This window comes from Roseococcus microcysteis, assembly GCF_014764365.1.
GTDB classification, from domain to species: Bacteria; Pseudomonadota; Alphaproteobacteria; order Acetobacterales; family Acetobacteraceae; genus Roseococcus; species Roseococcus microcysteis.
Window position 1 is genome coordinate 1,255,275 of sequence record NZ_CP061718.1, and the last position, 22,767, is coordinate 1,278,041.

Genomic DNA, 22,767 nt, shown 5'->3' on the forward strand with positions numbered 1-22,767 from the left:
CATGCCTGCCCTGCGCGGCCGCCTCGACTTCGACGCGCCGCTGGCCCCCTTCACCTGGTTCCGCGTGGGCGGGCCGGCGGAGCGGCTGGCGCGCCCGGCCGATGCCGAGGATCTGCTGGCGCTGCTGGCCGAGGAGGCGGGGCCGGTGACGGTGCTGGGGGCGGCCTCCAACCTCATCATCCGCGATGGCGGCATCCGTGGCCTGGTGCTGCGCCTGCCGGCGCGGGGTTTCGGCGCGGTGCAGGTCGAGGCCGATGGCGTGGTGGCGGGCGCCGCCGCGCTGGATGCCACCATCGCCGAACACGCGGCGGCTTCGGGGCTGTCGGGGCTGGAATTCCTTTGCGGCATTCCGGGCAGCCTGGGCGGCGCGGTGGCGATGAATGCCGGCGCCTATGGGCGCGAAATGCGCGACGTTTTGGATTGGGCCGAGATCGCGACGCCGAAGGGCATGGTGCGGCTGGATGCGGCGGGGCTGCGCCTCGCCTACCGGCACGCGGAACTGCCCGCGCGCGGCGTGGTGGTGCGCGCCCGGCTGCGCGCCGAACCCGGCGATGCCGCCGCCATCGCGGCCCGCATGGCCGAAATCCGCGCGGCGCGCGAGGCGACGCAGCCCGTGCGCGCCCGCACCGGCGGCAGCACCTTCCGCAACCCCGAAGGCCACAAGGCCTGGGCCCTGATTGACGCGGCCGGTTGCCGGGGAATGCGGCTGGGTGCGGCGCAGGTCAGCGAGAAGCATTGCAACTTCCTGCTCAACACCGGCGGCGCCACGGCGGCCGAGCTGGAGGCGCTGGGCGAAGAGGTGCGCGCACGGGTGCTGGCGCATTCGGGGGTCCGCCTCGAATGGGAAATCAAGCGCATTGGAGAGGCGGCATGAGTGCGACGGTGGCCGTCCTCCATGGCGGTGTTTCGGCCGAGCGCGAGGTGAGCCTCGCCACGGGCCGCCAGGTGATCCCCGCCCTTGAGGCGGCGGGCTTCACCGTCCTGCCCATCGAGGTGACGGAAGATCTCGGCGCCCTCATCGCCACGCTGCGCGCGGCGCGGCCGGACGCGGTGTTCAACGCGCTGCATGGCCGCTTCGGCGAGGATGGCTGCATCCAGGGTGTGCTGGACTGGCTGGGCCTGCCCTACACGCATTCGGGCGTGCGCGCCTCCTCCGTCGCCATGGACAAGGGCGCGGCCAAGGCGGTGTTCCAGGCGCATGGCCTGCCCGTGGCCCAGCATCGCATCGTGACGCCCGAGGAGCTGGAGCAGGAGGACCCCCTGCCCCGCCCCTATGTGGTGAAGCCGGTGGATGAGGGCAGCTCAGTTGGTGTGACCATCCTGCGCACGGGCGACAACCGCCGCGCGGAGGTGGCGCGGTCCTGGCGCTTCGGCGCGCGCATCATGGCGGAAAGCTACGTGCCCGGCCGCGAGATCACGGTGGCCATCATGGGCGACCGGCCGCTCGGCGTCACGGAGATCGCGACCGGCCACGCCTTCTACGACTACGAGGCCAAGTATGCGGAGGGCGGCAGCCGCCACCTCCTGCCCGCGCCCATCCACGCCGATGTGGCGGCGGAGGCGATGCGCGTGGCGCTCGCCGCGCACCAGGCGCTGGGCTGCCGCGGCGTCTCCCGCGCGGATTTCCGCTATGACGACACGGCGGGCGAGCCCGGGCGCCTCGTGCTGCTGGAGGTGAACACCCAGCCCGGCATGACGCCCACCTCGCTGCTGCCCGAACAGGCGGCGCATCAGGGCATTCCCTTCCCCGAGCTCTGCGCCTGGATGGTGCGGGAGGCGCGGCATGGCGCGTGAGCCGCGCAAGAAGGTCGCCGTCCGGTCGCGCGCCGCCGCACCCCCGCCGCGCCGGCCCTCCGCGGCCGCGCTGTGGTTCCGCCGGCAGCGGCGCATCCTGCGCGGCATGGGCGTGGGCCTGCTGGGGCTGGGCGCGCTGGCGGGCGTGGTTTGGGGTGTGGCGCGGATGGACCCCGAAGCGCGGGCGCGGGATGCGGCGCTGGCGCTGGTGAATCTGGGGCGCGACCATGGCCTCGTCGTGCAGGAAATCCGCGTCGAGGGGCGGGAATTCACCCCGCGCGAGGCGCTGCTGACCGCCATCGGCACCGTGCCGGGCGATGCCATCCTGGATTTCGACCCCGACGCCGCGCGCGCGCGACTGATGGAGATCGCCTGGGTGCGCGGCGCGCATGTGGAACGCCGCCTGCCCGGCACCATCCTGGTGCGGCTGGAGGAACGCCAGGCCTTCGCCATCTGGCAGCAGGACGGGCGCTATTCCGTCATTGACCGCAGCGGCAACGAGATGGCGAGCGAGCGTTTCGAGGCCTTCGGCCCCCTGCCCTTCGTGGTGGGCGCCGGCGCCAACACCGCCGCCGCCTCCATCGTGGACGTGCTGCGCCGCCACCCCGCCATCGCCGACCGGGTGGAGGCCGCGGTGCGCGTTTCCGAACGGCGCTGGAATCTCCGCCTGCACAATGGCGCCGACGTGCTGCTGCCCGAAGGCCATGAGGAAGCGGCGGTGGAGCGCCTGGCCGCGCTGCACGCGCAGGACCGGCTGCTCGACCGGCCGCTCGCCGTGGTGGACATGCGCCTGCCCGACCGCCTGGTGCTCCGCATGCCGCCCGAGGCCCCCGCCACGCCGCCCGCCACCCCCGCGCAAGCCCGGAGACAACGTGGATGAACGAGATCATTCGCCACGCCGCCGCCGACACCCCGCCCGCGCGCGGCCTGCGCCTGGGCCGTGCCAAGGCCGGCACCTTCGGCGTGCTGGACATCGGCACCACCAAGATCGTCTGCATCATCGCGCGCATCGAGAGCGACGGCACGCCGCGCGCGCTGGGCTTCGGCTGGCAGAAGGCGCGCGGCATCAAGGCGGGTTCCGTCGTGGACATGGAGGAGGCGGAGCGCAGCATCCGCGCCGCCGTGGCCGGCGCCGAGCAGATGGCCGATACGCGGCTGCAGGGCGTCATCGTCAACCTCTCCTGCGGGCAGCCGGGCGGGCGCATCCATCACATCGACTGGCCCATCGGCGGCCGGGCGGTCACGGAGGCCGATCTGCGCTCCATCCTGCAGGAAGGCGTGCGCCGCACCCATGCCGATGGGCGCGAGGTGGTGCACTGCTTCCCCGCGGGCTTCCTGGTGGACGAGACGGGCGGCGTGGAAGACCCGCGCGCCATGGTCTGCGAACGGCTCCAGGCGCGGCTGCATGTGGTGGATGCCGCGAGCCACGCGCTGTTCAATTTGGGCCAGACGCTGCACCGCTGCGAGCTGGAGGCGGAGGAGATGATCGCCTCGCCCTTCGCGGCCGGGCTTGCGACGCTGGTGGATGATGAGCGCGAGCTGGGCGCCATCTGCGTGGACATGGGCGGCGGCACCACCAGCCTCGCCTGCTTCGCCGAGGGGCGGCTGCTGCACACGGCGCAGCTTCCGGTGGGCGGGTGGCAGGTGACGAATGATCTGGCGCGCGTGCTGTCCACCCCCATCAGCCACGCGGAACGGCTGAAGACCATGCATGGCAGCGTCCTCGAATCCGACGAGGACCGGGGCGAGTTGCTGCCCGTGCCCATGGTGGGCGAGGAGGAGGACCAGATCGCGCGCATCCCGCGCGAGATGATCGTGAAGATCATGCGCCCGCGCCTGGAGGAATCCTTTGAATTGCTGCGCGACCGGCTGGAGGCCTCGGGCCTGCCCATGGAGATGCGCCGCCGCGTGGTGCTGACGGGTGGTGCGTCACAGGTGATCGGCGTGCGCGAACTCGCCGCCCGTGTGCTGGGCAAGCCCGTGACGGTGCGCCTCGGCCGCCCGCGAATCGTGCGCGGCCTGCCGGAGACGGCGGCGGGGCCGGCCTTCGCCAGCTGCATCGGTCTGCTGGCCTGGGCCGCGGGCGAGGGGCGCCCGCTGCTCGACATCACGCCGGGTCCGGCGGCGCCGAAGGGCGTGGTGGCGCGTGCCTTCGCCTGGTTGCGCGAAAGATTGTAGAAAAGCGAATCCACGGCCTGTGGATTATGTGGAACACGGGGATGAGTGCGGCGGGAGGGGGAGACGCGACTCGCCGCACGCGTCTAGACTCGAGGGGAGGAGATCCGAGGCCATGACGTTGAACCTGACTCTGCCAGTGACGCAGCACACCGATTTCTCGCCCCGGATCGCCGTGATCGGCATCGGCGGCGGCGGCACCAATGCCGTGAACAACATGATCAACCTGGGCCTCGAGGGGGTTGATTTCATCGTCGCCAACACCGACGCGCAGTCGCTGGTGAACAGCCGCGCGGAGCGCCGCGTGCAGCTCGGCCCGCACCTGACGCAGGGGCTGGGCGCGGGCGCGAAGCCCGAGATCGGCCGCGCCGCCGCCGAGGAGGCGATGGACGAGCTGGCCCGCCACCTCGAGGGCTGCCACATGGTCTTCGTCACCGCCGGCATGGGCGGTGGCACGGGCACGGGGGCCGCGCCCGTCGTGGCGCGCATGGCGCGCGAGCGCGGCATCCTGACCGTGGGCGTGGTGACGCGGCCCTTCGACTTCGAAGGGCCCAAGCGCAAGCGCGCCGCCGACCAGGGCCTCGATGAGCTGCAGCAATTCGTGGACACGCTGATCGTGGTGCCCAACCAGAACCTGTTCAGGCTGGCCAATGAGCGCACGACCTTCCAGGACGCCTTCCGCATGGCGGACAACGTCCTCTACATGGGCGTGCGCGGCGTGACGGACCTGATGGTGGCGCCGGGCCTCGTGAACCTCGACTTCGCCGACATCCGCACCGTCATGGCCGAGATGGGCAAGGCGATGATGGGCACGGGCGAGGCCGAGGGCGAGGACCGCGCGGTGAAGGCCGCCGAGGCCGCCATCAGCAACCCGCTGCTGGAGGACACCTCTATGCGCGGCGCGCGCGGCGTGCTGATCAACATCACGGGCGGCCTCGACATGACGCTGTTCGAGGTGGATGAGGCGGCCACGCGCATCCGCCGCGAGGTGGATGAGGATGCGAACATCATCTTCGGCTCCTCGGTGGATGAGACGATGAACGGGCGCGTGCGCGTCTCGGTCGTCGCCACCGGCATTGACGTGGCGAGCGCCGCTTCGACCGGCGCGCCGCGCCTGGCCGTCGTCACCCCCGCCGCCGCGCCGGTCGAGGCGCCGGCGCCGCGCGCGGCCCAGGGCCCCTTCGGCGCCCCCGTCCCGCCCCAGCCCACCCGCCGGCCGGTGCAGGCCACGGGTGCCGGGCTGCTGCGCCAGGCGGCCGCGCCGGCGGTGGCTGTGACACCCGTCCCGGCCGCGCAGGAGGAGGAGATGCCGGCCCCGCAGCCCGTGCCCACCCCTGCCCCGCAGATGGCCCCACCCGTCATGGCGGCGCCCGCGCAGATGGAAGGCCCGGCGCCGCAGCATGGCGGCGAATCGGGTTGGCGCAGCCTGTTCCGCAACGCGACGGGCGCCATCCGCCAGCCGCGCGCGCCGGAAGCCCCCGCGCCACGCCGCGCGGAGCCGGGCCTGGGCCTGCCCCAGCCGGCGCCGCAGCGCGCCGCGCCGCAAGCGGCCGCGCCCACGGGTCCGGATGAGAAGAACCTCGACATCCCGACCTTCCTGCGCCGCATGAGCAACTGATCCGGCACAATTTTGCTTGTGATGAACCCCGCGGCTGAAAGGCCGCGGGGTTTTTCATGTCCAGGCCAAGCAAACCGCACCGCAAGACTTTGCCGCGATGCGGTGAAGCGCATGCATGAACTGCCGTCCATGCAAATATGGCGAGAAAAGGGCGCGCTCTTTCAGGGTTTTAGCAGGAAACATCGGGAAACAACGCTTGACTGGCCTGCGCGGCCCAGCCCTGGCATGCAGGCTGTCGAAACCTTGCCGCGCGGCCTGATTGTGGCCGCAAGGATTGGGCAGGGTCCGGTGCCTCCTCCTCCGGGCGGGGGCGCGGTTCAGGGGAGGACCGCGATCCGGAACGCCGCGCCACTGGCGCGGGCTTTGTGTGTCACGGGCGGTTTGGCCCAGCTTTGGGGATTTTGCTCAGCATGGATGGATTCGCGCAGCTTCCGGGTGGTCGCCGCCGTCGCCTCGCGCAGGGGATTTCCTGCCGCGGCGTGGGCCTCCACAGCGGGTTGACGCTGACGCTCTCCCTCCTGCCCGCCCCCAGCGGCGCCGGCATCAGCTTCCGTCGCACCGACCTCGGCGTCACCATCCCCGCCCGCGCCGACCATGTGGTGGACACGCGGCTCTGCACCGCCATCGGGCTGGAGGGCCAGCCGGAAGCCCGCGTGGGCACCATCGAGCATGTGATGGCCGCCCTCGCCGCCGCCGGCATTGATGACGCGCTGGTCGAGGTGGACGGGCCGGAGGTGCCCATCCTCGACGGCTCCGCCGAGCCCTTCATCTTCCTCATCAACTGCGCCGGCGCGGCCGAGCAATATGGCCAGCGGCATTCGCTCCAGGTGCTCAAGACCGTGCGCGTCGAGGATGAGGCGGGCGCCTGGGCCGAGCTGTCGCCGCTCGATGACTTCGCCTTCGAGGCCGAGCTGGAAATCGCCTTCCCCGGCACCGCCATCGGCACCCAGTCACTGGGCCTGCGCGTCTCCACGGCCAGCTTCCGCGCGGAACTGGCCAATGCCCGCACCTTCACCCTGGCCGAGGATGTGGCGCGGCTGCGCGCCGCCGGCCTCGCGCGCGGCGGCAGCCTCGCCAATGCCGTGGTGGTGGACGGGCCGCTGGTGGTGAATCCGGGCGGGCTGCGCAGCCCCGATGAATTCGTGCGCCACAAGCTGCTGGACGTGGTGGGAGACCTGGCGCTGGCCGGCCACCCCATCGCGGGGCGCTTCCGCGGCGCGCGCTCGGGCCATGCGCTGAACAACCGCCTGGTGCGCGCCCTGCTGGCGGACCCCACGGCCACGCGCCTCGTCACCGGCCATGCGCTGGAGGCGGTGGAAGCCCCCGCCCTGCTCGCCGCCACCGCGGCCTGATTTCCCGCTTCCTGGCCCCCCTTGCCGGCGTTCGGCGGGCGCGTGGTATAAGCCCGCCATCCGGAGTAGAACGCCCCTTATGCGCAAGACCCTTCCACGCCTCGCCCTCCTGTGCAGCCTCCTGCCGCTCGCGGCCTGCGGGGGCGCGACGGGCTGGGACGGGCGCCTGGGCTCCCTGTTCGACAGCAGCCCCACCGCCGCCCTCCAGGACCGCTCGCCCGAGGCGCTCTACGCCGCCGGCATCCAGGCCCTGCAGGAGCAACGCTACGCCCAGGCCGGCCAGATCTTCGACGCGCTGGAACGCGAGCATCCCTTCTCCACCTGGGCCACCAACGCGAAGCTGATGTCGGCCTATGCCGACTACATGCGCAACCGCTACACCGAGGCCATCGGCACGCTGGACCGCTTCATCCAGCTGCACCCGGCGCACCGCGACATCGCCTATGCGCACTACCTGCGCGCGCTCTCGCTCTATGAGCAGATCAACGACGCGCAGCGCGACCAGCGCTCGACCGAGCTCGCCATGGCCGCCCTTCAGGATGTGGTGAACCGCTTCCCCGAGACGGCCTATGCCCGCGACGCCCGCCTCAAGATGGATTTGGCGCGCGACCACCTGGCGGGGCGCGAGATGAACATCGGCCGCTTCTACCAGCGCCAGCGCCTGCTCAACGCCGCCATCGGCCGCTATCGCCGCGTGGTGGAGCAATACCAGACCACCAACCACGTGCCCGAGGCGCTGCACCGGCTGACGGAGATCTACCTCTCCCTCGGCCTGCGCGAGGAGGCGGCGCGCACCGCCTCCGTGCTGGGCCACAACTTCCCGGGCAGCCCCTGGTACCAGGACAGCTACGCGCTGCTGACGCCGGGGGCCGCGCCGTCGGACGCCGCGCGGCCGGGGCTGCTGCGGCGGGCCTGGGGCAACATCTTCTAGCCATATCATGCTCGCCTCGCTCGCCATCCGCGACGTGGTGCTGATCGAGCGGCTGGACCTCTCCTTCGGTCCCGGCCTCTCGGTGCTGACCGGCGAGACGGGCGCGGGCAAGTCCATTCTGCTGGACAGCCTGGGGCTGGCCCTGGGCCAGCGGGCCGAGGCGGGGCTGGTGCGGGCGGGGCAAGCCCAGGCCAGCGTCGCCGCCGTCTTCACCCCGCCGCCAAACCACCCCGCCCATGCGCTGCTGGCCGAGCTGGGGCTGGAGGCGGAGGATGCGCTGGTGCTGCGCCGCGTGGTGCAGGCCGATGGACGCTCCCGCGCCTTCGTGAACGACCATCCGGTGGGGGTGGCGGCGTTGAAGCGCCTCGCCGCCACGCTGGTCGAGGTGCAGGGGCAGCATGACCAGGTGGGCCTGGCCGACCCCGCGACCCATGGCGCGCTGCTGGATGCCTTTGGCGGACTCGATGCCGCGCGGGGCGAGGCCGCCACCGCCTTCCGCGCCTGGCGGCAGGCGGAGGCCGCGCTGCGCGAGGCGGAGGAGGCGGTGGCGGCCGCCCTGCGCGACGAGGAATGGCTGCGCCACGCCGTGGAGGAATTGGCGAAGCTCGCCCCGGGAGAGGGCGAGGAGGAGACGCTCGCCCAGGAACGCCAGCACCTCCAGGCGGCCGAGCGGCGCACCGAGGCGCTGGCCGGGGCCCTCGCCGAACTCCAGCCGCGGGACCGGCGTGGCGCCAACCCGGCGGCCGCGCTGCGCAACGCCGCGCGGGCCCTGGAACGCCTGCCGCCGGGCGCGGTGGGAGCGGGGCAGGAGGCGGTGCTGGCGGCTCTCGGCACCGCGCAGGACGCGCTGGCGGAGGCCGAGCAGCTTCTGGAACGCCTGGCCCAGGATGCCCTGCCGGACCCGCGCCGGCTGGAGGCGTTGGATGACCGCCTCTACGCGCTGCGTTCGGCGGCGCGGAAGCATGGCGTGCCGGTGGTGGAATTGCCGGCGCTGCTGGAGACGCTGCGCGGGCGGCTCTCCGCGCTCGATGCCGGGACGGATCGCGTCAGCGCGCTGAACCTGGCCGCACGCGCGGCGCGGGAGACCTATGTGGCGGCGGCGACCGCATTGACGGCGTTGCGGCGCGAGGCGGCTGCGGCGCTGGAAGCCGCGCTGGCGCAGGAATTGCCGCCCTTGAAGCTGGACCGCGCGCGGGTGGTGGTGGAGGTGGCGCCGCGCGAGGAAGCCGCCTGGGGCGCCGACGGCGCCGACCGCGTGACGCTGCTGGTCGCGACCAATCCCGGGCAGACGCCGGGGGCGCTGGTGAAGATCGCCTCGGGCGGCGAATTGTCGCGGCTGATGCTGGCCTTGAAGGTGGTGCTGGCACGCGGCTCGCCCGTGCCGACGCTGGTCTTTGACGAGGTGGATGCGGGCATCGGCGGCGCGACGGCGGCCGCGGTGGGCGAACGGCTCCAACGTGTCGCGGAGCGGCTGCAGGTGCTGGTGGTGACGCATTCGCCCCAGGTGGCGGCGCGCGGGGCGCGGCACCTCCAGGTGGCGAAATCGGTCAGCGGCGGGCGGGCGGAGACGCGCGTGACGCCCCTGGCACCCGAGGAACGCCGCGAGGAAATCGCGCGCATGCTGGCGGGCGAGGTGGTGACAGAGGCCGCGCGCGCGGCGGCGGAAAGCCTGCTGCGGGGGGCGGCGTGAGCGACACGGCCGAAGCGCGCATCGCGGCGCTGATCGAACAGATCAGCGCCCACGACCGCGCCTATTACGAGCAGGACGCGCCCAGCGTTTCCGACGCCGAATATGACGCGCTGATGCGCGAGCTGCGCGCGCTGGAAGCGGCGCATCCGGAGCTGGTGCAGCCGGACAGCCCGACGCAGAAGGTCTCGGGCAAGGTGGCGGAGGGCTTCGCCAAGTCGCGGCACCTGGCGCCGATGCTCAGCCTGGACAATGCCTTCGACGCGGCGGATTTTTCCGAATTCGCGGCGCGCATCCGGCGTTTCCTCAGCCTGCCCGAGGATGCGCCGCTGGATTTCGTGGCGGAGCCCAAGATTGATGGGCTGTCGGTGAACCTGCTCTATGAAAACGGCGTCTTCGTGCGCGGCGCCACGCGCGGCGACGGGGCCGAGGGCGAGGACATCACCGCCAATTTGAAGACGCTGCGCGACCTGCCGCAGACCCTCCCCGCCCCCTTCCCCGCCCGCATCGAAATCCGCGGCGAGGTCTTCATGGAACGCCCGGATTTCCTGGCCTTCCGCGCCCAGCAGGAGGCCGCCTTCGCGGCGCGCGAGGCGCGCAAGGCGGCGGGCGAAAAGCTCGGCCCCGCCGTCACCATCCCGGTGAATGCGCGCAACGCCGCGGCGGGGTCGCTGCGGCAGCTGGACGCCTCCATCACGGCGCAGCGGCCGCTGAAGCTGTTCGCCTATGCGATGGGCGAAGCAAGCGAGGCGCCGGCCGACACCCATTGGGAATGGCTGGAACGGCTGAAATCCTGGGGCTTCACGGTGAACCCGCTGTCGCGGCGCATCACCGATGCCGCCGAGTTCCAGGCGCGGATGGAGGCCGAACGCCCCGGCCTCGCCTATGACATTGACGGCGTGGTCTACAAGCTGGACCGGCTGGACTGGCAGCAGCGGCTGGGCTTCGTGGGGCGTGCGCCGCGCTGGGCCATCGCCTGGAAATTCGCGGCGGAGCAGGCCACCACGCGGCTGATCCGCATCGAGATCCAGGTGGGGCGCACCGGGGCGCTGACGCCGCGCGCGGTGATGGAGCCGGTCTTCGTGGGCGGCGTCACCGTCACCCACGCCACCCTGCACAATGAGGACGAGATCGCGCGCAAGGATGTGCGCGAGGGGGACATCGTCACCATCCAGCGCGCGGGCGACGTGATCCCGCAGGTGGTGGGGGTCGCCAACCCCGAGGGCGCCAAACGCGGCCCGCCCTTCGCCTTCCCCACCACCTGCCCCGCCTGCGGCAGCCATGCGGTGCGCGAGGGCGATGACGTGGTGCGCCGCTGCACCGGCGGCCTCATCTGCCCCGCCCAGACGACCGAGCGCCTCAAGCATTTCGTCAGCCGCCGCGCCATGGACATCGAGGGCATGGGCGAGGAGGTGATCGAGCTTCTCCACGCCGAAGGCCTGGTCAAAAGCCCCGCCGACATCTTCCGCCTGCACCAGGCGGCCGAACGGATGCGCGGCTGGAAGGGCTGGGGCGCCAATGCCAAGCGGCCGGAGGAGGCGAAGAAGGTGCCCAACCTTCTCGCCGCCATCGAGGCGCGGCGCCGCGTGCCGCTGGAACGCTTCCTCTTCGGCCTGGGCATCCGCCGCATCGGCGAGCAGAACGCGAAGCTGCTGGCGCGGCACTACCACTCCATCACCGCGCTGCGGGCGCGGATGGTGGAGGCGCGCATCATCGGCAGCGAGGCGCGGGAGGAACTGGGCTCCATCCAGGGCATCGGCCCCGCCATCGCGACGGAGCTGGTGGAGTTCTTCGCCGAACCGCACAACCAGGAAGCGCTGGACGATTTGCTAGGCGAGGTGACGCCCGAGGATGCGGCTTCCGTGGCGGCGGAGGACAACCCCTTCGCCGGCAAGGCGCTGGTCTTCACCGGCACGCTGGAGACCCTCTCCCGCCAGGAGGCCGAGGCGCGGGCCGAGGCGCTGGGCGCGCGTGTCACCAAGAGCGTGTCGAAGAAGACCGATTTCGTGGTGGTGGGCGCGGATGCCGGCTCCAAGGCCGCGAAGGCCGCGGAGCTGGGGGTCACGGTGCTCAGCGAGGCGGAGTTCCGGGCGCGGGCCAATCTCGACTGATCACAGCGGCGCGCATTCCCGTTCCAGCCACCCCCGCGTCGCCGCATCCAGCCCAGGCCCCACCTCGCGCAGCACGCGCGCATGGTAGGCATCCACCCATTCCCGCTCGAAGCGCGTTAGCGCCGCCACATCCAGCAGGGCGCGGCAATAGGGCGCGAGCGTCAGCGTCTCGAACTCCAGGAAGGGGCGGGCCTGGTCGGGCTGGGGCTCGGCGGGGCGGGCCAGCAGCAGGTTCTCGATGCGGATGCCGTAATGGCCTGGCAAATAATAGCCGGGCTCATTGGACAGGATCATGCCCGGGCGGAGGGGCACCACCTTGGCCGCGCGGCTGAAGGCGGCCGGGCCCTCATGCACCGACAGGAAGCTGCCCACGCCATGCCCGGTGCCGTGGTCGTAGTCGAGGCCCATATCCCAGAGCGGCCGGCGTGCGATGGCATCCAAATGCGGCCCCGCCACCCCTTCCGGAAAGCGCAGCGTGCCCAGCGCGATATGCCCGCGCAGCACCGCCGTGTAGCGCGCGCGCAGCGCGGCCGGCGCGGGGTCGGGCCCGGTCCAGAGGGTGCGGGTGATGTCGGTGGTGCCGTCCGGGAACTGCGCGCCGCTGTCAATCAGGTAGCACTCGTTGGGGCGGATGGGACGGTCGGTGTCGGGCGTCACGCGGTAATGGACGATGGCGCCATTCTCGCCGGCGCCGGAGATGGCGGGGAAGCTCTCGGCCACGAAGCCCGGCAGCAGGCGGCGCTGGTCGAGCAGATGGGCGGCGGCGGACATCTCGGTCAGGCCGCCGCGTGGCGCATGCTCCGCGAACCAGGCCAGGAAGCGGGCCACGGCGCCGGCATCGCGGAGCTGCGCGGCGCGGGCGCCTTCCTGCTCCACGGGGTTCTTCATGGCGCGGGGCAGGCGGCAAGGGTCCTCGCCCGTGGTCACCTTGGCGCCGGCCTCGCGCAGGGTGGCGGCGAACCAGGCGGGGGTGGCCTCGGGGTCGAGGCGCACGGTGCGGCCGGACAGGGCGCGCAGCGCGCCGGGCAGCGCGGTGCGGGGCGAAATGCTGACGGCATTGCCCAGATGGGCGCGCGTCGCTTCCGGCACGCGCTCGGGCGCGTTCAGGAACAGCGCCACCGAGGCATCCTCGTGCAGCACCGCGAAGGCCAGCGGCAGCGGCGTGTGGGCCAGGTCCGCGCCGCGGATGTTCAGCAGCCAGGCGACGGAATGGGCATCGGCCAGCACGCAGGCCTGTTCGCCGGCCGCGCGCAGGGCGGCCGCCGCGGCCTCGCGCTTGGCCGCGCCCGTGACCCCGGCCTGGGCCAGGGCGTGGGGCAGCACGGGGGTGGCGGGCGGCGCGGGCCGGTCGGTCCAGAGCGCATCAATGGGGTTGGGTGAGAGGGGCACCAGCGTCACGCCCGCGAAACGCTGCAGCGCGGCCTCGCTGTGCAACCACGGGTCGTAGCCGATGGCCAGGCCCTGGGCGTGCTCGCGCAGCCATTCGGCCGGCGGCTCCTCGGTGATGTGGCGGCGTTCCCACAGTGCGGGATCGGTCTCGGCGGCAAGCTGGGTGGTGTAGCGGCCATCGGTGAACACCGCGGCGCGGCCGGGCAGCACCACGGCCATGCCCGCGCTGCCGGTGAAGCCGGTCAGCCAGGCCAGGCGTTCGCCGGCCTTGGGGACGTATTCCCCCAGATGCTCGTCGCCGCGCGGGACGAGGAAGCCCGAAACACCCTGGGCGGCCAAGGCCTCGCGCAGCGCGGCCAGGCGGTGCAACTTTTCGTTCATTTCTGCCTCAGTTCCGTCATAATGACATAAGTCCACAGGATGTCATGCGTTCAGCGCATGTGTGCAGTCGCAGCATAGCGCAACCAGAAGACGCAAAACCCCCCTATATCCTCCCCCACGAGAGCGGCGCCGCCGCCTTCAGAACCCGGGCGATGACCGCCCACAGATATTCGGATGGACCACATGGACTCCCGCATCACCCCGGCCGAAGCCGCGATGCTGATGCCTTACCCGCACCTCGACCGCCTGAACGCGGCCGAGCGCGCCGAGGTGCTGACCGCCCGCGCCCGCGCCCTGCGCGCCAGCGTCATCCTGGCAGCCATCACCGGCGCCTTCCAGGCCCTGGGCCGTGGCTTCGCCGCGATGCAGCGCCGCAACCGCACCGCCGAGGAGCTGAGCCAGCTCAGCGACCGCGCCCTGGCCGATATCGGGGTGATGCGCGGCAATATTCACGAGATCGCCGCCCGTCCCTTCCCGCAGGCGGCGAATGATGTGGCCGGGACCCGCCACGCGGCCTGAACGGGCCCACTGGTCGCTTCCGCCCCGCGCCGGGTGCATAACTGCCCCGGCGCGGTTCTTTCTTGTGCAAGGCTGACGCTTCGCCTCAGCTTTCGCTTATGCAAAACGCCCCCGCCCGATCGGCCAAGACCATCCTCTGGGTGGCCATCATCGGGGCGGCGGCCACCTCCTCCCTCGCCATGGGCATCCGGCAGACCTATGGTTTGCTGCTGCTGCCCATGTCCGCCGAGCACGCCGTGGCCCCTTGGGCCTTCGGCCTCGCGGTCGCGCTGCACAACCTGACCTGGGGCCTGGCCCAGCCCGTCTCGGGCAGCATGGCCGACAAATATGGCTCCGGCCGGGTCATGGCGGTGGGCGGCGTCTTCTACCTGATCGGCTGCGGGCTGCCCGCGCTCTTCCCCACCAATGCGATGGTGCTGCTGGGCATCGGGCTCTTCTCGGGCTTCGGCGTGGCCTGCGCGGGGACGGGGCTGGCCCTGGCCGCCATCGGGCGCCTCGCGCCCCCGAGAAGCGGGGCGAGTATATTGGCATCGCCAGCGCCGGCGGCTCGCTCGGGCAGGCGGCCATGGTGCCCATCACCTTCGGCGCCATCGGCTGGCTGGGTTCGGCGGGCGCGCTGGCCATGCTGGCGGTGACCGCGCTGCTGATCATTCCCATCGCCCGCAACATCGAATGGCGGCCCGCCCCGCGTGTGGGCGCGCCGGCCGCGGGGCTGATGGGGCTGCCGGCGCTGGCGAAGCGCGCGCTGGCCGACCGCGACTTCGCCCTGCTGACGGGCGGCTTCTTCGCCTGCGGCTTCCAGTTGGCCTTCCTGACCACGCATTTGCCCTCGCACATCGCGCTCTGTGGCCTGGCGCCCAGCCTGGGGATGACGGCGCTGATGCTGATCGGGCTGTTCAACATCCCGGGTTCCTGGTTCTGCGGCTGGCTCTCCTCGCGCATCAAGCCCGAGACGGGGCTGGGCTGGATCTACCTGGTGCGGACAGTGGCCATCGCGCTCTTCGCGGTGGCGACGCCCACCGAATGGGGCACCATGGTCTTCGCCGCCGTGATGGGCTTCGTCTGGCTGGGGACGGTGCCGCTGACCTCGGCCGCCATCGCGCGGCGCTTCGGGGTGGGGGATCTGGGGGCGCTCTATGGCGTGTGCTTCTTCAGCCACCAGATCGGCGGCTTCCTGGGCGCGGGGGCGGGGGCGCTGCTGCTGGGCGTCACCGGCAATTACGACGCCTTCTGGCCGGTGATGATCGTGGTGGGGCTGACGGCCAGCGTGCTGAACTGGATGACGAAGCCGCCGGGCGCGCGCGCCCTGCCCGCCTGACGGCACGCCCTGCCCATCGCCTGGGCAGAACGGGGCGTGGGTGGGGGCTTCTACGGGAGTTTACGGGGTGTGCGGGGGGCGTCCGCGGTGGTCCGCTGCGGCCAACCCCGTCCAGAGGACCGTCCCATGAACCGCCGCAGCCTGCTGCTTGCCACCCCTGCCCTGGCGATGCCCGCCATCGCGCGCGCCCAGGGCGGTTTTCCTGACCGGCCCATCCGCGTCATCATCGGCTACCCGGCCGGCGGCGGCACCGATGTGGTGGGCCGCCCCATCATGACGCGCCTCTCCGAGCATCTGGGCGTGCCTGTCGTGGTCGAGAACCGCGCCGGCGCCAATGGCAACATCGCCATGGAGCACATGACGCGCGTGGAGCCGGACGGATACACGCTGTTCATGGGCGATGCGGGCAATCTCGGCATCACCCACGCGCTCTACCCCAGCCTGCCCTTCGACACGCAGCGGGACTTCGTGGGCGTGGCGCAGCTCACCGCCGGGCCGGTCGTGCTGGTCATCGGCGGCGGCGTGCCGGCGCGGGACCTGGCCGAATGGACCGCCCTGCTGAAGTCGCGGCCCGAGGCCTTCAACTTCGGCTCGGCCGGGGTGGGGTCGGGGCCGCATCTCTTCTACGAAAGCTGGCGGCGCGCGGCCGGCGTCTCCATGACGCATGTGCCCTATCGCGGCACCGGGCCCGCCCTGGTCGGGCTGCTGGCGGGCGATGTGCACATGATGATCGGCAATTACGGCGTCTTCCGCGGGGCGCATGAGGCGGGGCGGGTGAAGGTGTTGGCCATCTCCACCCCCGCGCGCCATCCGAACCTGCCCGACATCCCCACGGTGCGCGAGGCCGGGACGGATTGGGGCGTGATCGGCTTCAACGGCATCATCGCCCCGCGCCGCATCGCGCCCGAGCGGCGGCAGCGGCTGGAGGATGGGTTCCGCCACGTCATGTCCCAGCCCGAGATGCGTGAGCAGATGCACGGCTTCGGCTCGCTGGTGGATTTCGCGCCGGGCGCCGATCTCGACCGCCGCATGGCCGCCGAGCGCGAAAGCTGGACGCGCCTGGTGCGCGAGGCGAACATCCAACCCGAATAAAGGGAGGGCGCGCGCATGACGCGGCTGATCACCAACGCCACCATCGTCACCGGCGATGACGCGAACACCATCTGGCATGGCGGCGCCATCGCCATCGAGGGCAGGCGCATCGCGGGGCTGGGGCCCGCGGCGGAAATGGCGGCGCGCTTCCCGGATGCCGAGGTGCTGAATGCGCGCGGCCGCGCCGTCTTCCCCGGCTTCGCCAACATCCACACGCATCTCGTGATGACCATGGCGCGCGGGGTCTTCGAGGATCTCTCGCCGCCGCACCAACCGCCTTTCGATGGCGGGCTCTCGCCCATCCCGCTCCCGCCGATGACGGCGCATGAGCAGAAGGTGATGTGCCAGCTGGGCGCGCTGGAGGCCATCCGCTCCGGCACCACGGCGGTGCTGGAGGATGCGGCGGGCATCGAGGGCTATGCCCAGGCCATGCTCGACACCGGACTGCGGATGCTGCTGGCCGAGCGCGCCTGGGACCGTGCGGGGGCCTCCATCGGCGATCCTTCGGAGTTCCGGCGCGACCCGGCGCTGGGCGCGCGCGGCGTGCAGCGCATCCGCGACCTGCACGCGAAATGGCATGGCGCGGGGGATGGGCGGATCACGGTGGGCGTCTCGGCCTGGGCGCCCGATGTGTGCTCGGCGGAGTTGCTGCGCGAGCTGCGGGCGCTGCAGCAGGAGCTGAACACGGTCTGCACCATTCACCTCAACCAGATCTGGGGCGAGGTCGCGGCCATCAAGGCACACCACAACATGCTGCCCAGCGAGTTCCTGGACAGCATCGGCTTCATCCATGACCGGATGATCGGGGCGCATTGCCGCTGCATGGCGCCCTTCGAGGAGAAGGTGCTGGGGAAACACCGCGCGCATGTCGCCTTCAACTCCGCCATCGCGGCGCGGCGGGGGCTTTCGCCGCGCGTGTGCGAGATGGAAGAGGCCGGCTGCAACATCGCCATGGGCACGGACAACATGGCCGAGGACATGGTGGAGGTGATGCGCACCGGCCTCTTCATGGAGCGCGTGCGCCGCCAGGATGGCCGCAACCCCACGCCCGAGGAGGCGCTGCGCTGGGCCACGCGCAATGGCTACAAGGCCATGGGCATCGCGGGCGGCGGTTGGCTGGCGGAGGGGAACCTCGCGGACCTCATCATGATCCGGGTGGACCGGGCACATCTGGCGCCCTTCCTGCGGCCCGTGGCGGCCTTCGTGCACCAGGGCCAGGCGAGCGACGTCTCGGACGTGATGGTGGATGGCGAATGGGTGATGCGCGACGGGGTGGTGCTGACCATGGACGAGGCGGCGATCGTGGCGGAGGCGGAGGAGATCGCCTCGCGCGCCTGGGCCCGGCTCTTTGCGGAGAACCCGGGGATCGAGATCCCCGAGGGGTTCCGGCCGCTGCCGGCCCATGTGGCCGATGGCGCGACGCGCGTCGCCATGCAGCCGGTGTCGAAGAGCGGGTGAACCCGCCCTTCGTGGTGCCTCAGTAGATCACCACCGACCTGATGCTCTCGCCCTTGTGCATCAGGTCGAAGCCCGTGTTGATCTCGTCCAGCGTGAGGCGGTGGGTGATCAGCGGATCAATGCGGATCTTGCCCTCCATGTACCAGTCCACGATGCGCGGCACGTCGGTGCGGCCGCGCGCGCCGCCGAAGGCCGTGCCGCGCCAGTTGCGGCCGGTGACGAGCTGGAAGGGGCGCGTGGAAATCTCCTGCCCCGCGGCCGCGACGCCGATGATGATGGAGGTGCCCCAGCCGCGATGCGTGCATTCCAGCGCCTGGCGCATCAAATTCGTGTTGCCCACGCATTCGAAGCTGAAATCGGCGCCGCCATCGGTCAGGTCCTGGATGGCCTGCACCACCTTGTCGCGGCCGACCGCATCGGGGTTCACGAAATGCGTCATGCCGAATTCGCGCGCCATGGCCTCGCGCGCGGGGTTGATGTCCACGCCGATGATCTTGTCGGCACCGACCAGCTTGGCACCCTGGATCACGTTCAGCCCGATGCCGCCCAGGCCGAAGACCGCGACGGTCGCCCCCGGCCAGACCTTGGCCGTGTTGACCACCGCGCCGATGCCCGTCGTCACGCCGCAGCCGATGTAGCAGATCACGTCGAAGGGCGCGTCCGGGCGCACCTTGGCCAGCGCGATCTCGGGCAGCACGGTGAAGTTCGCGAAGGTGGAGCAGCCCATGTAGTGCATGATGGCGTTGTCCGCCCGGCCCGCCACCCGCGGCGTGTCGCAGCGGAAGCGCGACGTGCCATCGGGCATCACCCCCTTGCCCTGCGTCGCGCGGATGGCGGTGCAGAGGTTGGAACGCTGGCTCAGGCAGGTTTTGCACTGCCGGCATTCGGGCGTGTAGAGCGGGATGACATGGTCGCCGGGCTTGAGGCTGGTCACGCCCGCGCCCACCTCGCGCACGATGCCGGCACCCTCATGGCCCAGGATGGCGGGGAACAGCCCCTCCGGGTCCGCGCCCGAAAGCGTGTAGGCGTCGGTGTGGCAGATGCCGGTGGCCATCACCTCCACCAGCACCTCGCCGGGCTTGGGGCCCTCGATGTCGATGGTCTCGATGGAGAGGGGCTTGCCGGCCTCCCAGGCCACGGCGGCGCGGGTCTTCATGGGGCGTCTCCTTCGCGAATCACCGGCGCAACTTAGCCAGCCGCGCGCCCCCGGTCCAACAGCGCCATCACGAAGCCCAGCAGCGCCAGCAGCCCCACCACGGCCAGCATCCACAGCGCGGGCGTGTAGCTGTCGCTCCATTGCCAGGCCAGGGCCACGACCAGCGGGGCGAAGGCGCGCATGGGGGCGCTGGCCATGGCGAGCGCGCCGGTGACGGCGCCATAGCCCTCGCGCCCCAGGATTTCGGCCGGCGCCCCGGCGCGCACGATGGACATGAGGCCATCGGCCACCGCCCAGCCCATGGTGAAGATCAGGATCCAGCCGAAGGTGGACGGCACCAGCGCCAGCCAGACCATGGCGAGCGGCATCAGCACCGTGCAGATCAGCCCCACCACGGCGATGCGCGCGCGCGGACCCAGCGCGAAAAGGCAGGCCCGCGCCGCCACCTGGAAGGGCCCGTGCAGGGCCGCGAGCCACAGCACGCTGACCTCGTCCAGCCCGCGTTCGCGCAGCAGCGGCACGAGATGCGCGGCCAGCCCCACCCCCACGAAGGAATGCGCGGACAGCACGAGTGCCAGGCCCCAGAAGGCCGGGCGGCGCAGCGCGGCCGCGAGGCTGAAGGGCGCCGCGCCGGCCCGTGGCGGGGGCGGCCGCGCATCCTGGAACTGCCACAGCGCCAGCAGCCCCGCGCAGCACTGGATGCCCGCCAGCACCCAGAGCGCGCCGCGCCAGCCGAAGGACTGGATCAGCATCTCGGCCAGCGGGATGAAGATGGTGGCGGTGAAGCCCGTGATGAAGGTGATGCCGGTGATGACGCGCATGGGCTGCTTGGCCAGCGACACCACCACCGCCATGGCCGGCGACCACAGCGCCGTCGCGTGCACAAGCCCCATGGCGAACCAGACGAGGTAGAAGGCCCAGAGGCTCTCCACCAGCGCCCAGGCCACCAGCACCAAGGCGCCCGCGATGCCGCCCAGGCCCAGCGGCAGCCGCCCCCCGTTGCGGTCCACGAAGCGGCCCACATGCACGGCGGCCAGGCCCGAGAGCAGCAGCCCCAGCGTCAGCGCCCCGCTGATGGAGGCGCGCGCCCAGCCGAGGTCGCGCTCCATGGGCTCGATGAACAGGGTGAAGGGCACGAAGAGCGTGCCCCAGCCCAGCACCTGGTTGATCGCGATGCCGAAGATCAGCGCGCGGTCGCTGGTGCGCGAGAGGGGCATGGGGCCTTTCTACGGCCCGATCAGGATGCCGCGGTCCGCATGGTAGCGTTGGAAATCCTCGGCGCGAAGCCGGGCGTCGCGCCGCGTCGCCTCGTCATGGCCGGAGGGGTTGTGGAAGCGCCACCGCCCTTCCCCATCGGTGCCGAAGACCAGCACCAGGTGGCCGCCGCGCCGGGGCGGCGCCACCTCCGGCGTGCGGATCGTGGCGTGGACGGAGGCGATGTAGAGCTGGCCGGGGGCGAGCGCCGGCATGGGCTCGTCCAGCACGATGCGCGCCGGAATGCCGCGCGCGTGCAGCCAGGCGACGGCGCCGGCGTAGATCAGGCCGCGGATTTCGCCATCCGGTTCCTCGACATAGCCGCCGAGCGCCTGCACGGCGCGGCGCAGGTCATGGATGCGGTGTGCCTCGCCCCGCGCGGCCATGGCCATGCGCAGGCAGGCCATGCCGCAGAGGTGGTGCGCCCAGCGGGCATATTCCGCGGGGCTTTCCGCGCCCGAATCGCGCCAGAGCGGGTCCGTCGCCGCGTCCCGCCCGGCGAGGAATTCGGGAACCAGCGCGGCTGATTCCCATTGGGCGAAATAGGGCGGGATCACCCGTTCAGATGGCAGGCGGAGAAGTGGCCCGGGGCAATCTCGCGCAGCTTCGGCACCTCCTGGCTGCAGCGCGGCATGGCGTGCGGGCAGCGGGGGTGGAAGTGGCAGCCGGTGGGCGGGTTCAGCGGCGAGGGGATTTCCCCCTTCACCGTGGTGAAGGCCCGCTTGCGCGCCTCGATCCGCGGCACCGAGGCCAGCAGCGACACGGTGTAGGGGTGGTTCGCGCGGGCGAAGATTTCCTCGGCCGGCGCCTGCTCCACCACCCGGCCCAGATACATGATGACCACGCGGTCGCTGAGATGCTCCACCACGCTGAGGTCATGGCTGATGAAGAGGTAGGTGAGATCCAGCTCCTGCCGCAGCTTCATGAACAGGTTCAGGATCTGCGCCTGGATGGAGACGTCCAGCGCCGCCACCGCCTCGTCGCAAACGATGAATTCGGGCTTCACGGCGAGCGCGCGCGCGATGCCGATGCGCTGGCGCTGCCCGCCGGAGAACTGGTGCGGGTAGCGGCGCTTGAAGGCGGGGTCGAGGCCCGCGCGGCGCATCTGCTCCTCCACATAGGGGCCGAAGCCGGCGCGGGTGGTCATGCCATGCACCAGCGGCGCCTCGCCCACGATGTCCTCCACCCGCATGCGCGGGTTCAGCGAGGCATAGGGGTCCTGGAAGATCATCTGCGCGCGCAGCCGGGCCTCGCGTGAGGCGGGGCCGTCCAGCTTCGTCACATCCTTGCCGCGCCAGAGCACCTGGCCGTTCGAGGGCGGCATGATGCCGGCGGCGATGCGGCCCAGCGTGGACTTGCCGCAGCCGCTCTCGCCCACCAGCCCCACCACCTCACCCTTGCGGATGCCGAGGGTGACGTCGTCCACGGCGTGCACCACCTCCTCGCGCAGGGGCGCGCCGAGGAAGCGGGCAATCTTGCCGGCGAAGTCGAGCTTCTTCTCGAAGCGGCGCGAGACGCCGCGCAGCTCCAGCAGGGGGGTTTGGGTCGTGGCGCTCATGCCTCCGCCCCTTCCAGATGCGGGTGGAAACAGCGGGCGCGGCGGCCCGGGCGCAGCTTGAACAGCTCCGGCACGGCGAGGCAGGCCTCGTCCGCGCGCGGGCAGCGGCTGCGGAAGGCGCAGCCGGCCGGCAGCTTGAGCAGGGAGGGCGTCATGCCCGGGATTTGCCGCAGCGGCTCGCCCCGGCGGTTACGGCTGGGGACGGAGCCGATGAGGCCCACCGTGTAGGGGTGGAAGGGCACGTCGAGCACCGCGCTCACCTCGCCGCTTTCCACGATGCGGCCGGCATACATGACGGCGATTTCGTCCGCGAGGCCGGCGACCACCGAGAGGTCATGCGTGATCCAGATCAGGCTCGTGCCCGTGGTGGCGGCGAGCTTCTGCACCTCGGCCAGGATCTGGCCCTGGATGGTGACGTCCAGCGCCGTGGTGGGCTCGTCCGCGATGATGAGCTCGGGCCGGTGCAGCAGGGCGATGGCGATGGCGACGCGCTGGCGCATGCCGCCCGAGAATTGGTGCGGGTAGGATTTCAGCCGCTCCTCCGGCGAGGGGATGCCGACCATGCCCAGCGCGTCGCGCGAGCGCTGGCGGGCCTCCTCGCGGCTGACCTTCTCATGCGCCAGGACCGTCTCGATCATCTGCGTGTCCACCCGGAGCACCGGGTTCAGCGTCATCATCGGGTCCTGGAAGATCATGGCGATGCGGTTGCCGCGCAGGTGGCGGAGTTCCTCCTCGCTGGCGGTGGCGAGGTTGCGGCCGTGGAAGAGGATCTCGCCCTCCACCACGCGCCCCGGCGGGTCCACGAGGCCGATGATGGAGAAGCCGGTCACGGTCTTGCCCGAGCCGGATTCACCGACCAGCCCCAGCACCTGGCCACGGCCCACGGTGAAGCTGACGCCGTCCACGGCCTTGACCACGCCCGCGCGCGTGAAGAAATGCGTGCGGAGGTTCCGCACTTCCAAGGTGGTGCTCAT

General features: G+C 71.7%; 18 protein-coding genes and 1 pseudogene. 13 read left to right on the forward strand and 6 right to left on the reverse strand.

Annotation, left to right across the window (positions count from 1 at the left end; translation table 11 throughout):
• Position 1 precedes the first annotated feature (1 nt).
• The 9 genes from murB to ligA all read left to right on the forward strand — a co-directional run bounded on the left by murB (position 2) and on the right by ligA (position 11,668).
• The gene (gene murB / locus ICW72_RS05990; RefSeq protein ID WP_223880858.1) at positions 2 to 874 is read left to right on the forward strand and encodes a UDP-N-acetylmuramate dehydrogenase; all 873 of its coding nucleotides are present in this window, start codon (positions 2 to 4) and stop codon (positions 872 to 874) included.
• Entirely contained in the window at positions 871 to 1,794 is a 924-nt protein-coding gene (locus tag ICW72_RS05995) for a D-alanine--D-alanine ligase (protein ID WP_191085383.1), read from the forward strand. Before murB ends, ICW72_RS05995 begins: the two co-directional genes overlap by 4 nt.
• Positions 1,784 to 2,674, forward strand: coding sequence for a cell division protein FtsQ/DivIB (locus tag ICW72_RS06000; RefSeq protein ID WP_191085384.1), 891 nt, complete (start codon positions 1,784 to 1,786; stop codon positions 2,672 to 2,674). Before ICW72_RS05995 ends, ICW72_RS06000 begins: the two co-directional genes overlap by 11 nt.
• On the forward strand, positions 2,671 to 3,972 hold the full coding sequence (gene ftsA, locus ICW72_RS06005; protein ID WP_191085385.1) for a cell division protein FtsA: 1,302 nt from the start codon (positions 2,671 to 2,673) through the stop codon (positions 3,970 to 3,972). Before ICW72_RS06000 ends, ftsA begins: the two co-directional genes overlap by 4 nt.
• Before the next feature lie 112 nt (positions 3,973 to 4,084).
• Entirely contained in the window at positions 4,085 to 5,587 is a 1,503-nt protein-coding gene (gene ftsZ / locus ICW72_RS06010) for a cell division protein FtsZ (RefSeq protein ID WP_191085386.1), read from the forward strand.
• A 410-nt stretch (positions 5,588 to 5,997) separates the two neighbouring features.
• A complete protein-coding gene (gene lpxC / locus ICW72_RS06015; protein ID WP_191085387.1) occupies positions 5,998 to 6,939 on the forward strand; it encodes a UDP-3-O-acyl-N-acetylglucosamine deacetylase in 942 nt (313 codons plus the stop codon).
• 79 nt (positions 6,940 to 7,018) lie between these two features.
• Positions 7,019 to 7,870, forward strand: coding sequence for an outer membrane protein assembly factor BamD (locus ICW72_RS06020; RefSeq protein WP_191085388.1), 852 nt, complete (start codon positions 7,019 to 7,021; stop codon positions 7,868 to 7,870).
• 7 nt (positions 7,871 to 7,877) lie between these two features.
• The gene (gene recN / locus ICW72_RS06025) at positions 7,878 to 9,560 is read left to right on the forward strand and encodes a DNA repair protein RecN (protein WP_191085389.1); all 1,683 of its coding nucleotides are present in this window, start codon (positions 7,878 to 7,880) and stop codon (positions 9,558 to 9,560) included.
• Positions 9,557 to 11,668 carry an NAD-dependent DNA ligase LigA gene (gene ligA, locus ICW72_RS06030; RefSeq protein WP_191085390.1) on the forward strand — a complete coding sequence of 704 codons (2,112 nt, stop codon included), beginning with the start codon at positions 9,557 to 9,559 and terminating at the stop codon, positions 11,666 to 11,668. The genes recN and ligA overlap by 4 nt, the downstream gene beginning before the upstream one ends.
• On the opposite strand, the gene ICW72_RS06035 is transcribed toward ligA, so the two are convergent.
• Entirely contained in the window at positions 11,669 to 13,438 is a 1,770-nt protein-coding gene (locus ICW72_RS06035) for an aminopeptidase P family protein (RefSeq protein ID WP_191085391.1), read from the reverse strand.
• A 183-nt stretch (positions 13,439 to 13,621) separates the two neighbouring features.
• Here ICW72_RS06035 and ICW72_RS20570 point away from each other — a divergent pair, with 183 nt between their 5' ends.
• The 4 genes and pseudogenes from ICW72_RS20570 to ICW72_RS06060 all read left to right on the forward strand — a co-directional run bounded on the left by ICW72_RS20570 (position 13,622) and on the right by ICW72_RS06060 (position 17,825).
• A complete protein-coding gene (locus tag ICW72_RS20570; RefSeq protein WP_223880859.1) occupies positions 13,622 to 13,957 on the forward strand; it encodes a DUF1127 domain-containing protein in 336 nt (111 codons plus the stop codon).
• A 218-nt stretch (positions 13,958 to 14,175) separates the two neighbouring features.
• Positions 14,176 to 15,275: pseudogene (locus ICW72_RS06050) on the forward strand (MFS transporter).
• Between the two features lie 126 nt (positions 15,276 to 15,401).
• Positions 15,402 to 16,367 (forward strand): Bug family tripartite tricarboxylate transporter substrate binding protein, encoded by a 966-nt coding sequence (locus ICW72_RS06055; RefSeq protein ID WP_191085394.1) that lies wholly within the window; start codon positions 15,402 to 15,404, stop codon positions 16,365 to 16,367.
• 15 nt (positions 16,368 to 16,382) lie between these two features.
• Positions 16,383 to 17,825: an amidohydrolase family protein gene (locus ICW72_RS06060; protein ID WP_191085395.1), complete on the forward strand. Its 1,443-nt coding sequence runs from the start codon at positions 16,383 to 16,385 to the stop codon at positions 17,823 to 17,825.
• Between the two features lie 19 nt (positions 17,826 to 17,844).
• On the opposite strand, the gene ICW72_RS06065 is transcribed toward ICW72_RS06060, so the two are convergent.
• Genes ICW72_RS06065 through ICW72_RS06085 form a run of 5 tightly spaced genes read right to left on the reverse strand, consistent with a single transcriptional unit; the run spans position 17,845 to position 22,767 of the window.
• Positions 17,845 to 18,981, reverse strand: a complete 1,137-nt coding sequence (locus ICW72_RS06065; protein WP_191085396.1) for an S-(hydroxymethyl)glutathione dehydrogenase/class III alcohol dehydrogenase — start codon at positions 18,979 to 18,981, stop codon at positions 17,845 to 17,847.
• Positions 18,982 to 19,013: 32 nt separating this feature from the next.
• On the reverse strand, positions 19,014 to 20,198 hold the full coding sequence (locus ICW72_RS06070) for an MFS transporter (protein WP_191085397.1): 1,185 nt from the start codon (positions 20,196 to 20,198) through the stop codon (positions 19,014 to 19,016).
• Between the two features lie 9 nt (positions 20,199 to 20,207).
• Positions 20,208 to 20,792, reverse strand: a complete 585-nt coding sequence (locus tag ICW72_RS06075) for a hypothetical protein (protein ID WP_223880860.1) — start codon at positions 20,790 to 20,792, stop codon at positions 20,208 to 20,210.
• Positions 20,789 to 21,793 (reverse strand): ABC transporter ATP-binding protein, encoded by a 1,005-nt coding sequence (locus tag ICW72_RS06080; RefSeq protein WP_191085398.1) that lies wholly within the window; start codon positions 21,791 to 21,793, stop codon positions 20,789 to 20,791. Before ICW72_RS06080 ends, ICW72_RS06075 begins: the two co-directional genes overlap by 4 nt.
• Complete coding sequence (locus tag ICW72_RS06085) at positions 21,790 to 22,767, reverse strand: ABC transporter ATP-binding protein (protein WP_191085399.1); 978 nt, start codon at positions 22,765 to 22,767, stop codon at positions 21,790 to 21,792. The genes ICW72_RS06080 and ICW72_RS06085 overlap by 4 nt, the downstream gene beginning before the upstream one ends.